The organism is Pseudomonas sp. GW821-FHT11D10, assembly GCF_058808435.1.
Map to the genome: position 1 here is coordinate 252,140 of NZ_JBXARR010000008.1, position 14,714 is coordinate 266,853.

Annotated in this window: 16 protein-coding genes; 11 read left to right on the forward strand and 5 right to left on the reverse strand. The window is 60.9% G+C overall.

The window, feature by feature from the left end; genetic code table 11:
- Positions 1-33: 33 nt before the first annotated feature.
- Genes AC1RT4_RS22680 through aroC form a run of 3 tightly spaced genes read right to left on the reverse strand, consistent with a single transcriptional unit; the run spans position 34 to position 2,925 of the window.
- The gene (locus tag AC1RT4_RS22680) at positions 34-660 is read right to left on the reverse strand and encodes a methylthioribulose 1-phosphate dehydratase (protein WP_493087990.1); all 627 of its coding nucleotides are present in this window, start codon (positions 658-660) and stop codon (positions 34-36) included.
- Complete coding sequence (locus AC1RT4_RS22685; RefSeq protein ID WP_011333208.1) at positions 657-1,802, reverse strand: MFS transporter; 1,146 nt, start codon at positions 1,800-1,802, stop codon at positions 657-659. Before AC1RT4_RS22685 ends, AC1RT4_RS22680 begins: the two co-directional genes overlap by 4 nt.
- A 31-nt stretch (positions 1,803-1,833) precedes the next feature.
- The gene (gene aroC / locus AC1RT4_RS22690; protein ID WP_102718276.1) at positions 1,834-2,925 is read right to left on the reverse strand and encodes a chorismate synthase; all 1,092 of its coding nucleotides are present in this window, start codon (positions 2,923-2,925) and stop codon (positions 1,834-1,836) included.
- Positions 2,926-3,055: 130 nt separating this feature from the next.
- On the opposite strand from aroC, the gene AC1RT4_RS22695 reads away from it, so the two are divergent.
- Together AC1RT4_RS22695 and AC1RT4_RS22700 are read left to right on the forward strand one after the other, a co-directional pair.
- On the forward strand, positions 3,056-4,009 hold the full coding sequence (locus AC1RT4_RS22695; protein WP_085608804.1) for an alpha/beta hydrolase: 954 nt from the start codon (positions 3,056-3,058) through the stop codon (positions 4,007-4,009).
- A gap of 97 nt (positions 4,010-4,106) precedes the next feature.
- Positions 4,107-4,898, forward strand: coding sequence for a hypothetical protein (locus AC1RT4_RS22700; RefSeq protein WP_007960006.1), 792 nt, complete (start codon positions 4,107-4,109; stop codon positions 4,896-4,898).
- A 111-nt stretch (positions 4,899-5,009) separates the two neighbouring features.
- Here AC1RT4_RS22700 and prmB read toward each other — a convergent pair whose 3' ends face one another.
- Positions 5,010-5,918, reverse strand: coding sequence for a 50S ribosomal protein L3 N(5)-glutamine methyltransferase (prmB, locus tag AC1RT4_RS22705; RefSeq protein WP_493087994.1), 909 nt, complete (start codon positions 5,916-5,918; stop codon positions 5,010-5,012).
- 239 nt (positions 5,919-6,157) lie between these two features.
- Between prmB and AC1RT4_RS22710 the strand changes: the two genes are divergently transcribed.
- From AC1RT4_RS22710 to AC1RT4_RS22730, 5 genes are all read left to right on the forward strand, one after another.
- Positions 6,158-6,748, forward strand: a complete 591-nt coding sequence (locus tag AC1RT4_RS22710; RefSeq protein WP_011333204.1) for a cysteine hydrolase family protein — start codon at positions 6,158-6,160, stop codon at positions 6,746-6,748.
- A gap of 131 nt (positions 6,749-6,879) precedes the next feature.
- Positions 6,880-7,200 (forward strand): hypothetical protein, encoded by a 321-nt coding sequence (locus tag AC1RT4_RS22715; RefSeq protein WP_007960009.1) that lies wholly within the window; start codon positions 6,880-6,882, stop codon positions 7,198-7,200.
- Between the two features lie 73 nt (positions 7,201-7,273).
- The gene (locus AC1RT4_RS22720) at positions 7,274-7,831 is read left to right on the forward strand and encodes a Smr/MutS family protein (RefSeq protein ID WP_007960010.1); all 558 of its coding nucleotides are present in this window, start codon (positions 7,274-7,276) and stop codon (positions 7,829-7,831) included.
- Between the two features lie 77 nt (positions 7,832-7,908).
- Positions 7,909-8,454, forward strand: coding sequence for a GTP cyclohydrolase I FolE (folE, locus tag AC1RT4_RS22725; protein WP_003204506.1), 546 nt, complete (start codon positions 7,909-7,911; stop codon positions 8,452-8,454).
- A 102-nt stretch (positions 8,455-8,556) separates the two neighbouring features.
- Positions 8,557-8,928 carry a glutathione S-transferase N-terminal domain-containing protein gene (locus AC1RT4_RS22730; RefSeq protein WP_007960011.1) on the forward strand — a complete coding sequence of 124 codons (372 nt, stop codon included), beginning with the start codon at positions 8,557-8,559 and terminating at the stop codon, positions 8,926-8,928.
- 31 nt (positions 8,929-8,959) lie between these two features.
- On the opposite strand, the gene AC1RT4_RS22735 is transcribed toward AC1RT4_RS22730, so the two are convergent.
- On the reverse strand, positions 8,960-10,126 hold the full coding sequence (locus AC1RT4_RS22735; RefSeq protein WP_493087997.1) for an aminotransferase-like domain-containing protein: 1,167 nt from the start codon (positions 10,124-10,126) through the stop codon (positions 8,960-8,962).
- 82 nt (positions 10,127-10,208) lie between these two features.
- On the opposite strand from AC1RT4_RS22735, the gene AC1RT4_RS22740 reads away from it, so the two are divergent.
- The 4 genes from AC1RT4_RS22740 to AC1RT4_RS22755 all read left to right on the forward strand — a co-directional run bounded on the left by AC1RT4_RS22740 (position 10,209) and on the right by AC1RT4_RS22755 (position 14,701).
- Complete coding sequence (locus AC1RT4_RS22740) at positions 10,209-10,652, forward strand: MarR family winged helix-turn-helix transcriptional regulator (RefSeq protein WP_007960013.1); 444 nt, start codon at positions 10,209-10,211, stop codon at positions 10,650-10,652.
- A 196-nt stretch (positions 10,653-10,848) separates the two neighbouring features.
- Positions 10,849-12,198 (forward strand): NCS2 family permease, encoded by a 1,350-nt coding sequence (locus AC1RT4_RS22745; protein ID WP_007960018.1) that lies wholly within the window; start codon positions 10,849-10,851, stop codon positions 12,196-12,198.
- Positions 12,199-12,285: 87 nt separating this feature from the next.
- A complete protein-coding gene (locus AC1RT4_RS22750) occupies positions 12,286-12,915 on the forward strand; it encodes a LysE family translocator (protein ID WP_007960020.1) in 630 nt (209 codons plus the stop codon).
- Positions 12,916-13,153: 238 nt separating this feature from the next.
- On the forward strand, positions 13,154-14,701 hold the full coding sequence (locus AC1RT4_RS22755) for a hypothetical protein (RefSeq protein ID WP_493088000.1): 1,548 nt from the start codon (positions 13,154-13,156) through the stop codon (positions 14,699-14,701).
- Positions 14,702-14,714: the final 13 nt, after the last annotated feature.

Genomic DNA, 14,714 nt, shown 5'->3' on the forward strand with positions numbered 1-14,714 from the left:
ATTCATCAGGCAAATGGGCTGGTTCTGGTGAAGTCAGCCTTGGCGGTTCATGACGCTGCGGGTCTTCAACTCGCATTCAAACAGGAATTCAAAGGCTTCGATCTGGCGCAACGCATCGCTCATCTGCGCGCCCCAGGTGTAGAGGCCGTGGCCGCGAATCAGATAACCGACGCAATCGGGATGGGCGTCGAGCCAAGGCTGCACCTTGGCGGCAAGGCGCGCAATGTCCTGATCGTTGTCGAAGATCGGCACGCGCACCCGGGACTCGTGGGTCGAAACGCCGCTGAAGGCTTTTTGCAGTTCGTAGTCTTCGAACTCGATGAAGTCTTCGGGCGTCAGGCGCGACAGCACCGTGGCGTTCACCGAGTGGGTGTGCAACACGGCGCCGATCGCCGGACGCCAGCTGTAGAGCTGGGTGTGCAACAAGGTTTCGGCGGACGGTTTTTTGCCCGGTTCCAGGCTGTTGCCGGACAGGTCGGTGGCGAGCACGTCGTCCAGGCCCAACTGGCCCTTGTGCTTGCCGGACACGGTCAGCAGCGCTTCGCTCGGCGACAGGCGCGTCGAGTAATTGCTGCTGGTGGCCGGCGACCAGCCGCGGCCATAAAGAAAACGCCCGGCGTCGACAATTTGCTGGGCAAGCTGTTCACGGGTAAGGCTCATGGCCTGTCCTCTTGCATTCGAATGGCAATGATAACGGCAGCGGCGAGCGCTGCGAGACTGGCAATACTAAAGGTCAATGTCGCGCCCAGGGCATTCCAGCTGTAACCGGAATACAACGCGCCAAGCGCACCACCGGTGCCGGCCAGCGCGGCATACAACGCCTGGCCCTGCCCTTGCTGGCGCGCGCCGAAGCTACGTTGCACGAACGCGATGGCGGCCGCATGAAAGCTGCCGAACGTCGCCGCGTGCAGCACCTGGGCAAACAGCAAGACCCACAGGAACTCGGCGAACGAACCTAGCAGCAACCAGCGCAAGGCCGCCAGCAGAAAACTCGCCATCAGCACCCGCCGCAGGGAAAAACGCGCGAGGATCCGGCTCATGGCCATGAACATCAGCACTTCCGCCACCACGCCGACCGCCCAGAGCATGCCGATCACGCCACGGCTGTAGCCCAGTCGTTCGAGGTGCAGAGTGAGAAACGTGTAATACGGCCCGTGGCTCATCTGCATCAGCGCCACGCAACCGTAGAACGCCAACACCCCGGGATTGCGCAACTGCTTGAGAAAGCCTTCGCCCGTCGGCCGATTGCCCTGAGGCGGCTGAGCGTTCGGCACCCACAGACTGCTGAGGACGATGCCGGCCATGATCAACACCAGCGCCGCCGGGTAGATGTCGAGGCTGAGCCATTCAAACAGGCGACCGAGGGCGACCACGGTGATGATGAAACCGATCGAGCCCCAGAGGCGGATCTGGCTGTAGCGGGAGGTCTGGCCCTGCAAATGCGCCAAGGTGATGACTTCGAACTGCGGCAGCACCGCGTGCCAGAAGAACGCGTGCAAGGCCATGACCATCGCTAGCCAGGCGTAAGTCTTGCTGACGAAAATCAATGAGAACGTCAGCAGCGTACACACCGCGCCGAAGCGCACGATGGCCAGGCGTCTGCCGGTGTAATCGCCGAGCCAGCCCCAGATGTTCGGCGCCACGCAGCGCATCAGCATCGGGATCGCCACCAGCTCGCCGATACGCGCGGCACTGAATCCGAGGTGATCGAAGTACAGCGCCAGAAACGGTGCCGTCGAACCGAGCAAGGCGAAATAGAACAGATAGAAACTGGACAGCCGCCAGTACGGGAGCGCCGCCACGGTCAGACCGCGGCGGCTTTGAGATCACCCATCAAAGCTGACCCAGCACCGGGGTGCTCACGCGCACATCGGCGTTCTGGCCACGGTGACGCAGCAGGTGGTCCATCAGCACGATGGCCATCATCGCCTCGGCAATCGGCGTGGCGCGGATGCCGACGCACGGATCGTGACGGCCCTTGGTGATCACTTCGACCGGGTTGCCATCGATGTCGATCGAACGGCCCGGGGTGGTGATGCTCGAAGTCGGCTTCAACGCCAGGTGCGCGACGATCGGCTGACCCGAAGAGATCCCGCCGAGGATGCCGCCGGCGTTGTTGCTGAGGAAACCTTCCGGGGTCAGCTCGTCACGGTGTTCGGTGCCGCGCTGGGCAACGCAGGCAAAACCGGCGCCGATTTCCACGCCTTTGACCGCGTTGATGCTCATCAGCGCGTGGGCCAGTTCGGCGTCGAGACGGTCGAAGATCGGCTCGCCCAGGCCCGGCATCACACCTTCGGCGACCACGGTGATCTTCGCGCCGACGGAGTCCTGATCGCGACGCAGCTGGTCCATGTAGGCTTCCAGCTCCGGCACCTTGTCCGGGTCCGGGCTGAAGAAGGCGTTCTGCTCGACCGATTCCCAGGTCTTGAACGGGATTTCGATCGGGCCGAGCTGGCTCATGTAGCCGCGAATGACGATGCCCTGGCTGGCCAGGTACTTTTTGGCGATGGCGCCCGCCGCGACGCGCATGGCGGTTTCCCGCGCGGAGCTGCGACCGCCACCGCGATAATCGCGCTCGCCGTATTTGTGGTGGTACGTGTAGTCGGCGTGGGCCGGGCGGAACAGGTCCTTGATCGCCGAGTAGTCCTTGGACTTCTGGTCGGTGTTGCGGATCAGCAGGCCGATGGAGCAACCGGTGGTGCGACCTTCAAAAACGCCGGAAAGTATTTCGACTTCGTCGGCTTCCTGGCGCTGGGTGGTGTGGCGGCTGGTGCCCGGCTTGCGACGGTCGAGATCGCGTTGCAAGTCCTCAAGGGAAATCTCCAGGCCCGGCGGGCAGCCGTCGACAATGGCGACCAACGCCGGACCATGGCTTTCGCCCGCGGTGGTGACAGTGAACAGCTTGCCGTAGGTATTGCCGGACATGCAGGACGCTCCGTGAAATCGAACCCAAATTCGTGATGCGCGCCAGTATACGCAGGCTAACCGAGTAGTTCATCCTCGAACCTTAGCGGTGTGGGTGAGTCCAACCGGCACCTTGGCAAATGATGGCGTGATGATGCTGCGAGTTTTGATCTTGAGCCTTTCCCTGTTTACCGGCTTCGTCCAGGCGACTGTCCTGCAACGACCGGTCACGTTGACTACCGACAATGGCGAACTTTTCGGCTCGCTGTTGCTGCCGAAATCCGACAGCCCCGTGCCGGTTGTCCTGATCCTTTCTGGCTCGGGTCCTACGGATCGCGACGGAAACAACCCCGACGGCGGACGCAATGACAGCCTCAAGCGACTGGCCTGGGTGCTGGCCAAACACAATGTTGCCAGCGTGCGTTTCGACAAGCGCGGCGTGGCTGCCAGCCTGGCGGCAACCCCGGACGAGCGAAACCTGTCGGTGGAAGCCTATGTGGCGGACGCCGTGGCCTGGGGTCAGAAGCTGAAAGCCGATCCGCGCTTCGGCCCGTTGATCCTGCTCGGCCACAGCGAAGGCGCGCTGATTGCCAGCCTCGCGGCGCCAAAGGTCGACGCGGCGGCGGTCATCTCGCTCTCCGGCACAGCCCGACCGATCGATCAGGTACTGCGTCGGCAACTGGCCCGCAGCCTCCCTCCTCCGCTGATGCTGCGCAGCAACGAACTGCTCGACAGCCTCAAGGCCGGGCATACCGACGACAATGTGCCGGCGCCGCTGCAGGTGATTTTCCGTCCGAGTGTGCAGCCGTACCTGATTTCGCTGTTCCGTCAGGATCCGGCGGCGGCCTTCGCTCAACTGAAAATGCCGGCGCTGATCGTGCAAGGCAGCAACGACATCCAGGTTCAGGTCGATGATGCGAAATTGCTCAAGGCCGCCAAACCGGACGCGCAGCTGGCGCTGATCGAAGGCATGAACCACGTGTTGCGCATCGTGCCCAACGACGTGAAGCGGCAACTGGCCTCCTACAAGGACCCGAATTTGCCGCTGGCGGCGGAACTGGGGACACGCGTCCTTGAATTTATTGACGGACTTCGCACCCGTTGAGCTCTTTTTACCCTCTAGTCCTGTAGAAAACGGCCGATAAGCCTTTGTCGCCAGCGTACTGGCTGGCGGCAAGCAGCTTGGACAGGATCTCGCCGTTATGACTGATACCCAGACTTCACCCGACACCACCGCTGAAAAAGACGCACCGCCAGCGGTCGAGCTGCCATGGGCGGATGTCCACGTCGAGCACCACAAGATGCTCCGCCTGGCGCCGTTGCAGACCGACCGCAACACTGGCGGACGGCCGCTGCGCTTCGTTGAATTCGGTTACGCCGAGCGCAACGGCAAAGAGCACAGCCTGATGCGCATGGCGATCAAGTTGCCCGCTCAGCGCGTGCGCAAAGAACAGAATCATCTGGACGTGTGGGTCGATCACACGACCAAACGCGTGCATTTCGGCCCGGACAGCGGTTTGCAGATCGAACCGATGAACCGTGGCATCGGCCGCTTCATGGCCGCCCAAGGCATCAACTGGGCGAAAAAACGCTGGCCCACCTACACCGTCGACGGCATGGACTTGAACAACAAGGACGCGCTGAACGAAGACACTCGCCTGCGCCGCGATCACTTTCTGCGGGTGCACGGCTTTGATGTGGTTTACGCCGACGCCCAGCATTTGAAGGGCAGCGTCAAGGAAGTGCAGGTCGGCGATTTGCTGGGCGACTGGAACAGCGAAAAGCTGCAGATCGTCGAGATTCTTGAAGCCGCGCAGATGTTGCAGCAGGCTGAGCAGAATCTGGCCGAGCAGGAAGTGAAGCTGAAGAAGCAGGAAGACAAGGTCAGCAAGTTCAAACGTGAAGACGCCGGGTTGCGGTTCACCATTACTTGTCTGGTGGCGTTTGCGGTGTTTCAGGCCGGGTTGCTGATCTGGATTGCAACGCACCGCTGACTGATCTTTCCCACACTCCGCGTTTGATTCGGATGGGACGCGGAGCGTCCCGGGCTGCATTCCCACGCAGAGCGTGGGAACGATCGGCGCCCCGTCAGCGTTCGGCGTCAGTCAAACGCGGGAAGCGAACAGTGCCTGATGGGCGCGGCACTGTTCGGCGGTCAGCATGAACACGCCATGCCCGCCGCGCTCGAACTCCAGCCAGGCGAAATCGACTTCCGGGTACAGCGCCTCGACGTGCACCTGGCTGTTGCCCACCTCGACAATCAGCAAACCCTTCTCGGTCAGATGATCCGCCGCTTCGGCGAGCATCCGGCGTACCAGGTTCAGACCATCGTCGCCGCAGGCCAGGCCCAGTTCCGGCTCGTGCTGGTATTCGTCCGGCATGTCGGCGAAATCTTCCGCATCGACGTAAGGCGGGTTCGACACGATCAGGTCGAAACGTTGACCCGGCAGACCATCGAAACCATCGCCCTGCACAGTGAACACACGCTCATCGACGCCATGACGCTCGATGTTCTGATTCGCCACTTCCAGCGCTTCGAACGACAAGTCAGCCAGCACCACTTCGGCATTCTGGAACTCGTAGGCGCAGGCGATGCCGATGCAGCCGGAGCCGGTGCACAGGTCGAGAATGCGCGCGGGGTCGTCGCCGATCCATGGGGCAAAACGGTTTTCGATCAGCTCGCCAATCGGCGAACGCGGGATCAGCACGCGCTCATCGACGATGAACGACATGCCGCAGAACCAGGCTTCGCCGAGCAGGTAAGCGGTTGGAATGCGCTCTTCGATGCGGCGCTTGAGCAGGCGCTGAAGATTGACCAGTTCATCGTCTTCCAGCGCGCAATCCAGATAGCTGTCGGCGATTTCCCATGGCAGGTGCAAGGCACCGAGTACTAGCTGCCGGGCTTCGTCCCAGGCATTGTCGGTGCCATGGCCGAAAAACAGATCCTCCCCATGGAAGCGGCTGACGGCCCAACGGATGTGGTCGCGCAGGGTACGAAGTCGGGAAGTGATCACGGGGCAGAACTCCAGAAAAAACGACTGGCGATTCTAGCAGCCAAAACGCGCCGCGACGACGCAGGAAAGATTCCGGGGCGACGGTAGGACGCTTCCGATTTTCCCCTCGGCTATTGAACAGATCGTGTAACTTGACAAGGCTGCAGGCCAGCAACGACGGTGTCTACGATGGTAGCGATTCACAGAACCGCTCAGCCAGAGGACAATGTCGCAAAAGCCCCACCCGAAGGAGCCCCAGAATGTCCGTTCCAAAAACGATGTTTCAACTCAGCGGTCGCGGTTACGCAGCGGCCACGTTGAGCCATGCCACCGTGGTCATCATCGATGCCCAGAAAGAGTACCTCAGCGGCCCGCTGGCCCTGAGCGGCATGGACGCGGCTGTCGCGAACATCAAACAACTGGTTGCCGCCGCCCGCGCAGCCGGCCGGCCGATCGTGCATGTGCGCCACCTCGGCACCGTCGGCGGTCTGTTCGACCCGCAGGGCGAACGCGGCGAGTTCATCCCCGGCCTGGAACCCCAGGGCGATGAAACCATCATCGGCAAACTGCTGCCGAGCGCTTTCCACGGCACCGAACTCTACGATCGTCTGCAAACCATCGGTTCGCTGGACCTGATCGTCTGCGGTTTCATGAGCCACTCCAGCGTCAGCACCACCGTGCGCGCGGCGAAGAACCTCGGTTTCCGCTGCACACTGGTCGAAGACGCCTGCGCCACCCGCGATCTGCCGTTCAAGGGCCGCGTGCTCAGCGCCGAACAGGTGCAGGAAGCGGAAATGGCGATCATGGCCGACAACTTCGCCACCCTCGCGCTGACCCAGGATCTGATCTGATCGACCGTAAATGAGCGGCTCAGCCCGCCGCTCATCTGCAAAAACCTCGCATTTGCTTCAATTACCCTAGCCTCAGGAACAACCCGGTCAACTCCCGGTCGAAGGGCCGATACCCATTGAGGAAGGTCGGAATGAAGTTATCCGATGGATTTGACGCACGCCGCTTGCGGCCCAAAGGCCAAAGCAACTGGCGATTTCGATTCGGCGCGGCGATCGCGGCCATTCTGGCCACGTTCGGCGTGCTGCTGGCGATGGCCGGGGCCGCCAGCCTGCTGGGGCGCCCGCCGGCGCTCGGCGATCTGAATGCAACACCGCTCGGCTCGGCGATCATTCTCGCAGTCGGCCTGCTGTTCCTGTATTTCGGTGTGGCCCTGTGGCGTCGTTGCCGGCGTCGCGCACGGCAATCGCGGGAGCTGAACATGTCCCCGCACCTGATGAAAAAACACGATTGATCGACGGCCTGGCTTTTTGCCGGGCCGTTTTGTGTCTGTTTGGGTAAACTGGCCGCCCTTCGCGGAGGCTGACATGCAAGACGACGATTTTTCCCTGTTCAAAAGTGCGATCCAAGGCGTCAAGCCGATCAAGCACGACCGCGCCGACACCGGCAAACCCAAGGCAGACCGTGACCGGATCGCCAAGCTGCGCCAGTCCGCCACCGTGCGCACCGACACCGCTACCGTTGACGGCCTGTCCGATCAGTTCGTGATCGACGTCGGTCCCGAAGACGAGTTGATGTGGGCCCGCGACGGGGTGCAGGAAAGCCAGATGCGCAAGCTCAAGGTCGGGCAGATCCCGTTCGAAGGCAGCCTCGACCTGCACGGTATGAGCGTCGAAAAAGCCCGCGAAACCCTTTGGGCGTTTCTCGCCGAAGCGACCAAATTCGAAATCCGCTGCGTGCGCGTCACCCACGGCAAGGCTGTGCGTCTGGACGGCAAGCGACCGATGATCAAAAGCCACGTCAACACCTGGTTGCGCCAGCACGCGCAGGTGCTCGGTTTCTGCTCGTGCCAGGCGAAACATGGCGGCGCCGGCGCCGTGTATGTGATGCTCAAACGCACCATGATGGAAGGCCGCGACGAATAAACCCGTCACACCGAACTTGCAGGGTCGTGTCCGCCACCGTACCCTTGCCCTTTGCGAAAATCCCCACAGGTAGTTTCATGTCCCTGGAACAGAATTACACCGCGATTCTCGGCCAACTGGGCGAGGACGTCTCCCGCGAGGGCCTGCTCGACACGCCAAAGCGTGCCGCCAAAGCCATGCAGTACCTCTGCCGCGGTTATGAACAGACGCTCGAAGAGGTCACCAACGGTGCCCTGTTCAGCTCCGACAACAGCGAAATGGTGCTGGTCAAGGACATCGAGCTCTACTCGTTGTGCGAACACCACCTGCTGCCGTTCATCGGCAAGGCCCACGTCGCGTATATCCCGAGCGGAAAAGTGCTGGGCCTGTCGAAGGTCGCGCGGATCGTCGACATGTACGCCCGCCGCCTGCAGATCCAGGAAAATCTCAGCCGCCAGATCGCCGATGCGGTCCAGCAGGTCACCGGCGCGCTGGGCGTGGCCGTGGTGATCGAGGCCAAGCACATGTGCATGATGATGCGCGGTGTGGAGAAACAGAATTCGTCGATGATCACTTCGGTGATGCTCGGTGAGTTCCGCGAAAACGCGGCGACCCGCAGCGAGTTTCTCAGCTTGATCAAGTAACTCGTGACACAAAAAAACCGGCGTTGATCGCCGGTTTTTTTTCGTCCGTGAAAAATCGGGTAAGCTGCGCGCCTTCTTCAATGTCCCTGTGAGGCTTGTAACGTGTTCGTCAAAGCGCTTCGTGTCGGCCTCGGCCAACTGATCATCTTCGTTGATTTCCTGACCCGCCCGGGCAAGAAACAGCGCCCCGCCGCTGCCCAGGCTCAGGTTGACGCCGCCGCCAAGGACCTGACCCTGTATCAGTTCCACGCCTGCCCGTTCTGCGTGAAGACCCGCCGCAGCCTGCGCCGCCTGAACGTTCCGGTGGCCCTGAAGGATGCGAAAAACAACGAGCAGGATCGTCAGACCCTGCTGGAACAGGGCGGCAAGATCAAAGTGCCGTGCCTGCGCATCGAAGAGAACGGCCAGACCACCTGGATGTACGAGTCCAACACGATCATCGAATATCTGAACAAGCGGTTCGCCGCAGTCTGAACCAAAAAAACCGGCCTGATGGCCGGTTTTTTTATGCGGCCTGCGCAGCCTGTGCCTGGCGCACCACCGCCGCCAGCCGCTTGAGCCCTTCGTCCAGTCGTGCCGGATCGATGTGACTGAAGTTCAGGCGCAGATGCCCGGGATTGCGATCCGGCTCGGGGAAGAACGGTTCGCCCGGCATGAACGCCACATCGTTGGCCAGCGCGGTGTTCAACAACGTGCGGGTGTCCAGCGGTTGCTTCAGGGTCAGCCAGAAAAACAGCCCGCCCTGCGGCGTGTTCCAGTCCGCCAGATCGGCGAAATGGGTTTCCAGCGCTGCTTGAAAGGCGTCGCGGCGCTGACGGTAGAAGCCGCGCAATTCACTCAAGTGCTGCTGATATTTCTCACTGCCAATCCACTGCAATGCCTGCCACTGGCCAATGCGGTTGGTGTGCAGATCCGCCGACTGCTTGAGTCTGAGCAGGTGCGGGAACAGATCCGGGCTGGCGATCAGGTAGCCGACACGCAGGCCCGGCAACAGGGTTTTCGACACGGTGCCGGTGTAGATCCAGCTGGATTTCTTCAGGCGTCCGGCAATCGGCTGGGCGCTGCCGCCGTCGAAGGTCAGCTCGCGATAGGGTTCGTCTTCGATCAGGGTCACGCCGAATTCGTCGAGCAATGCCGCAACGGCTTCGCGCTTGGCTTCGCTATAGCGCACGGCGGACGGGTTCTGGAAGGTCGGAATCAAATAGATGAACGCCGGACGATGCTGCTCGAGACGCTGACGTAACTGCGCAAGGTTCGGACCGTCAGCCTCCAGCGGCACGGTCAGGCAATCGGCGCCGAACAGCTGGAAGATCTGCAAGGCCGCCAGATAGGTCGGTGCTTCGAGCAGGATTTCGGTGCCCTTGTCGATGTAGAGCTTGGCCGCCAGGTCGAGGGTTTGCTGAGAACCACTGACCACCAGCACCTGACTCGCCTCACACGGCAACCCCAGCGCCCTCGCCTCTGCCGCCAGCGCTTCGCGCAGTGCCGGCTCGCCCTCGCTCATGCCGTACTGGCCGAGAGACAGCGGCATTTCTGCCCATTCAACTTTCGGCAGCATCGCTTCGGCCGGCAAACCTCCGGCGAAAGACATGACTTCCGGGCGCTGGGCCGCAGCAAGGATTTCACGGATCAGAGAACTTTTGAGGCGCGAGACACGTTCGGAAAAAGCCATGGAAGTCACCGCTAGCGAGGCATGAGAAAAATGAGTCAAACTTGTTGACTGAAATTACGACACCCTCTCTGGAAACGTCAATATGCTTGACCTTAAAAACTGCGCCAGCCAGCAACAAGCCATGGAAGCGTTTTTCTTCGGTTACCAGGCGTTCACCGCCAAGGCTGATGAAATGCTCGAGCGTCGCGGCTTGTCCCGCGTGCATCAACGCATTGTGTTTTTCATCGCCCGCTACCCGAACCTGAGCGTCAAGGAATTGCTCGCGCTGCTCGGCGTCAGCAAGCAGGCGCTGAACATGCCGTTGCGGCAATTGCAGGAAATGCATCTGGTGGACAGCGTGGCGTCCGAGACCGACAAGCGCAAACGCCTGCTGGAGCTGACCGCTGAAGGCGCGAAACTTGAACAGGCGCTGCGCCGTGAACAGGTGAAATTGCTCGAGCGCGTCTTTGCCGAAGCCGGCGAAACGGCGGTAAACGGCTGGCTGGCGGTGAATCTGGCGCTGGGAACCCATCGTCCGAATGAGTGATATAGCTTGATCGCCAGTATTTTCGTCTACAAAAACAAAAACAATATTTGCTTTATTTGTACACAAAAGCATAATCCACAGCGTGCGAGTTCCTGACCGCATGGTCAACAAATTCGCGTATGCCTCAAAGGGCCGCTGCCACCCCTCATGGGTCCGGTCCTGGAAATAACAATAAAACTCTTGAGGAGTACTCGCTGTGGAAAGCCGCAAATCCGAAGCATCGACGCTGGAACTCTCGCCGCCGTTACGCAATGGCTTGCTTGAGCGCATCTTTAAACTCAGCTTGCATGGCACCACGGTGAAGACCGAGCTGATTGCCGGTCTGACAACCTTCATCACCATGGCCTACATCATTTTCGTCAACCCGAACATCATGGCCGATGCCGGGATCGATCACGGTGCAGCCTTCGTCGCTACCTGTATCGCCGCTGCGCTGGGCTGCCTGTTGATGGGCCTCTACGCCAACTGGCCGGTGGGCCTCGCGCCGGGCATGGGTCTCAACGCGTTCTTCACCTACACCGTGGTCGGCACCATGGGCTACAACTGGGAAACCGCGCTCGGTGCGGTGTTCGTCTCGGGTGTGCTGTTCATGATCCTGACCTTTTCGCGGATTCGCGAATGGCTGCTCAACAGCATCCCGGTCAGCCTGCGCTATGCAATGGGCGCCGGCGTGGGTCTGTTCCTCGGTCTGATCGGCCTGAAAACCGCCGGCATCGTCGTCGATAGCCCGGCCACCCTGATCAAGCTCGGCTCGCTGCGTGAACCCGGCCCGCTGCTCGCCGCCATCTGCTTCCTGATGATCGCGATCCTCAGCTATCACAAAGTGTTCGGCGCGATCCTCATCAGCATCATCACCGTGACCCTGGCGGGCTGGGGGATTGGTCTGGTGCACTACGAGGGCATCATGTCTGCCCCGCCAAGCCTGGCGCCGACTTTTATGGCCATGAACGTCGCCGGCGTGTTCAACGTCAGCATGATCAGCGTGGTGCTGGCCTTCCTATTCGTGCACATGTTCGACACCGCCGGCACCCTGATGGGCGTCGCCCAGCGCGCCAACCTGGTGAACGCTGACGGGCGCATCGAAAACCTGTCCCGTGCGATGAAAGCCGACTCCGCCTCCAGCGTTTTCGGCGCGGTCGTCGGTGTTCCGCCGGTCACCAGTTACGTGGAAAGTGCCGCCGGTGTAGCGGCTGGTGGTCGGACTGGTCTTACCGCAGTCACCGTGGGTGTGCTATTTATAGCCGCGATGTTCTTTGCACCGCTGGCCGGCATGATTCCCGCCTATGCCACCGCCGGCGCGCTGATTTATGTAGCGATGCTGATGATGGGCGGCATGGCGCACATCGAATGGGACGAAGCGACCGACAGCATTCCGGCGATCGTCACCGCGATCATGATGCCGCTGACCTTCTCGGTCGCCGACGGTATCGCGCTGGGCTTCATTACCTATGTCGCGCTGAAGGCCGGCACCGGTAAGTACAAAGAAATCTCCGTCAGCCTGTGGGTGCTCTGCGCGATCTTCATCGCCAAGTTCATCTTCCTGTAAGCGCTACGCGGTTCACGCTTCAAAACAGCCTCACCCCACCGGGTGGGGCTTTTGCACATTCTTGATAACGATAAAAAGGAGCAAGTGATGAGTCTGGAAACCTGGCTGCTGTTCAGCGGCGCTGCGCTGGTGGTGATCCTGATTCCGGGGCCGCTGTCGTTGCTGATGATCAGCAACAGTCTGAATTACGGTCTGCGTCGTTCGTACCCGGCGTTTCTCGGTGGCGTGTTCGCCTCGATCTGCCTGCTCAGTGCCTCGGCGCTGGGGCTGGGCGCCCTGCTGCTGGCGTCCGAAAAACTGTTCAGCGCCCTGAAGATCGTCGGCGCGATTTACCTGTTCTACCTCGCCTGGCAGAGCTGGCAGCAATCGCGCCAGCCGTCGGTGGGTGCCGAAGTACCTCAGGCTGCACCGGTTCCGAAATTCCGTGCATTGTTCAGCCGGGCCTTCGTGCTGGGCGCGAGCAATCCGAAAGACATTCTGTTTTTCGCCGCGTTTCTGCCGCAATTCCTCAGCGCCGAGCAACCGTTCCTGCCGCAACTGCTGGTGATGATTGCCACCTGGACGCTGCTCGATCTGCTGTGCAAATTGACCTACGGCCTCGGTGCCCATGGCGCCGCGCGTTACCTGCGCAGCGGCAAGGGTCAAAGCTGGTTCAACCGCATCAGCGCAGGACTGTTTGGCGGTGCCGGTGCAGCATCGCTGCTCAGCGGGCACTGAGATCACGAAATCGTGTCCTGACTGACTGCCACCCTCGAATCGCCATGCGAGGGTGGCAGACGATTCGCTAACGCCCCCTTCTGATGAACGATTGCCCGATCGTATTCATCTGCCTGTGCAATACATATGTACCACCTGTCAAAACACCGGTTTGACGATCCTTTCCGTGCATCGTGCGCCTCATCTGGCACACGAAGAATGTGCCCTGAAACGATTGCCTGACTGAGCTAAAGAATCAATGAGCCCCAAACGCCCCATCCGACCGAAAACAGATACGCCGGATACTGCGCCTGTCGTACGGGACACCGCGCCGGACATCCAAACACCCCCGAGCCTGGTGCCCGACATACTGGTCGATCCAACCTTGACCCACCCGGCCTGGCAGATACCAATGCCCGCTGTCACCCGCCAGCAGATGATCGAAGTCTACGATCTCCCTCCCGAGACGCGTGTACGGGCTACCACCGCGCAAAGGCCGATCGGCAGTTATTTTCTCGCACCCGGACTGGTCAACAGATTGCCGCCTCCCGACCTGGCGAATGGCATTCGTTCAGCGGGGCGCTATGCCTATGTCGACCTTGTCGAGGGTGGAACGGTGCTGATCGGCCCCGATCCACAGAACAGGCTGAGAGCGCGGTTATCCAGCGAACTCCTTGCGTCCGGCCCTTTGCTGGAACGGGTCGAGGGAACGCTTGTCTGGCGTCCGCTCCCTGCGCAAGACGCGCCAGATACCAACACTTCATACCTTCTCATGACACGCCATCCATTGCCGGAGGGTGAACCGCCAGCCACCCCGTCAAAACGACCTCGCATCGATGAATCGCTTGTTCCGTGGAGCAGTTGGGGCATAGACCAGCAACAGGCCACCGCGGCTGACATTCGCGTCGACGGGATTCAGTACAAAATCATTCCCCGAGGCGACGCACGCGATCCGATCGTCTACATCAAGAACCCGAACCATCTGATCTACGACTTCGACTTGCTGGATCACACGCTTAGAACAGACCCTCAGCAACAACCGCGTGGCGCCATTCAGGTTCCGCCTGCCCATCACTGGGAAATTGATCCGACGTTGCCGTTCGAGCACCCGTTGACGAATTACGTCAGCCGATACTTTCCGGAGTTATCGGCGATCTCGCGGGAGAACGTCGCCTTCCATCAGTTTGTACTGGCAAACGGCGCCAACACCGCCACCGGCTCGGGATTGACCCTGCTGCGACAAACCTTCAACGACTGGAAAGCCGGGAATGCCCATCCACGCCCGCAACTGGCAGACCCCCTGCTGATGCTGCCGATACTGCCGACATCGGGAGGTGGAACGATCCGCATCATCGAACTGCCGACACCTACACCGGGCGGTCCATTGCAACGAATTGATTTTGATCCGGCACTGTTTCGCCAGGAATGGCTGTACTCGACCAACACCCAGTCGGCGGTGGATCTCAAACGCTTCATGGCGACACTGCTGACCCGTAATGGCTACGCCGTATTCGATCCCAGCCCCTCCAACTCGTTTCCGGCGCTGGTGTTCAAGCGCACCGGGCATGACTACGTGTTTTTCATCAGCCTGCATCGCATCCGGGGTCGCAAAATCCACCAGACGCTGAATGTCGACCAGAACAGCGCCAGCCTGCGCCTGCACATTCAGGTCGGCGCAGCGGCGGCAGCGGCCGTTATCGCAGCAAATGCCACCAACCAGGTCGTCTGGCTCAGAGGCGGGCCGCAAACGCTTGCAAACGCTGGTGACACGGTGTTTATCGTGCGCGACGGACTCGCACGACTGTGATCGCAACGGGCTG

Bases quoted from the DNA above. Each gene is read 5' to 3' on its own strand.
- AC1RT4_RS22695 (WP_085608804.1), top strand. From the start codon at position 3,056: ATGATGCTGCGAGTTTTGATCTTGAGCCTTTCCCTGTTTACCGGCTTC.
- AC1RT4_RS22740 (WP_007960013.1), top strand. From the start codon at position 10,209: ATGCTTGACCTTAAAAACTGCGCCAGCCAGCAACAAGCCATGGAAGCG.
- AC1RT4_RS22750 (WP_007960020.1), top strand. From the start codon at position 12,286: ATGAGTCTGGAAACCTGGCTGCTGTTCAGCGGCGCTGCGCTGGTGGTG.
- AC1RT4_RS22700 (WP_007960006.1), top strand. From the start codon at position 4,107: ATGACTGATACCCAGACTTCACCCGACACCACCGCTGAAAAAGACGCA.
- AC1RT4_RS22720 (WP_007960010.1), top strand. From the start codon at position 7,274: ATGCAAGACGACGATTTTTCCCTGTTCAAAAGTGCGATCCAAGGCGTC.
- AC1RT4_RS22755 (WP_493088000.1), top strand. From the start codon at position 13,154: ATGAGCCCCAAACGCCCCATCCGACCGAAAACAGATACGCCGGATACT.
- AC1RT4_RS22735 (WP_493087997.1), bottom strand. From the start codon at position 10,126: ATGGCTTTTTCCGAACGTGTCTCGCGCCTCAAAAGTTCTCTGATCCGT.
- AC1RT4_RS22680 (WP_493087990.1), bottom strand. From the start codon at position 660: ATGAGCCTTACCCGTGAACAGCTTGCCCAGCAAATTGTCGACGCCGGG.
- AC1RT4_RS22710 (WP_011333204.1), top strand. From the start codon at position 6,158: ATGTCCGTTCCAAAAACGATGTTTCAACTCAGCGGTCGCGGTTACGCA.
- folE (WP_003204506.1), top strand. From the start codon at position 7,909: ATGTCCCTGGAACAGAATTACACCGCGATTCTCGGCCAACTGGGCGAG.
- AC1RT4_RS22715 (WP_007960009.1), top strand. From the start codon at position 6,880: ATGAAGTTATCCGATGGATTTGACGCACGCCGCTTGCGGCCCAAAGGC.
- aroC (WP_102718276.1), bottom strand. From the start codon at position 2,925: ATGTCCGGCAATACCTACGGCAAGCTGTTCACTGTCACCACCGCGGGC.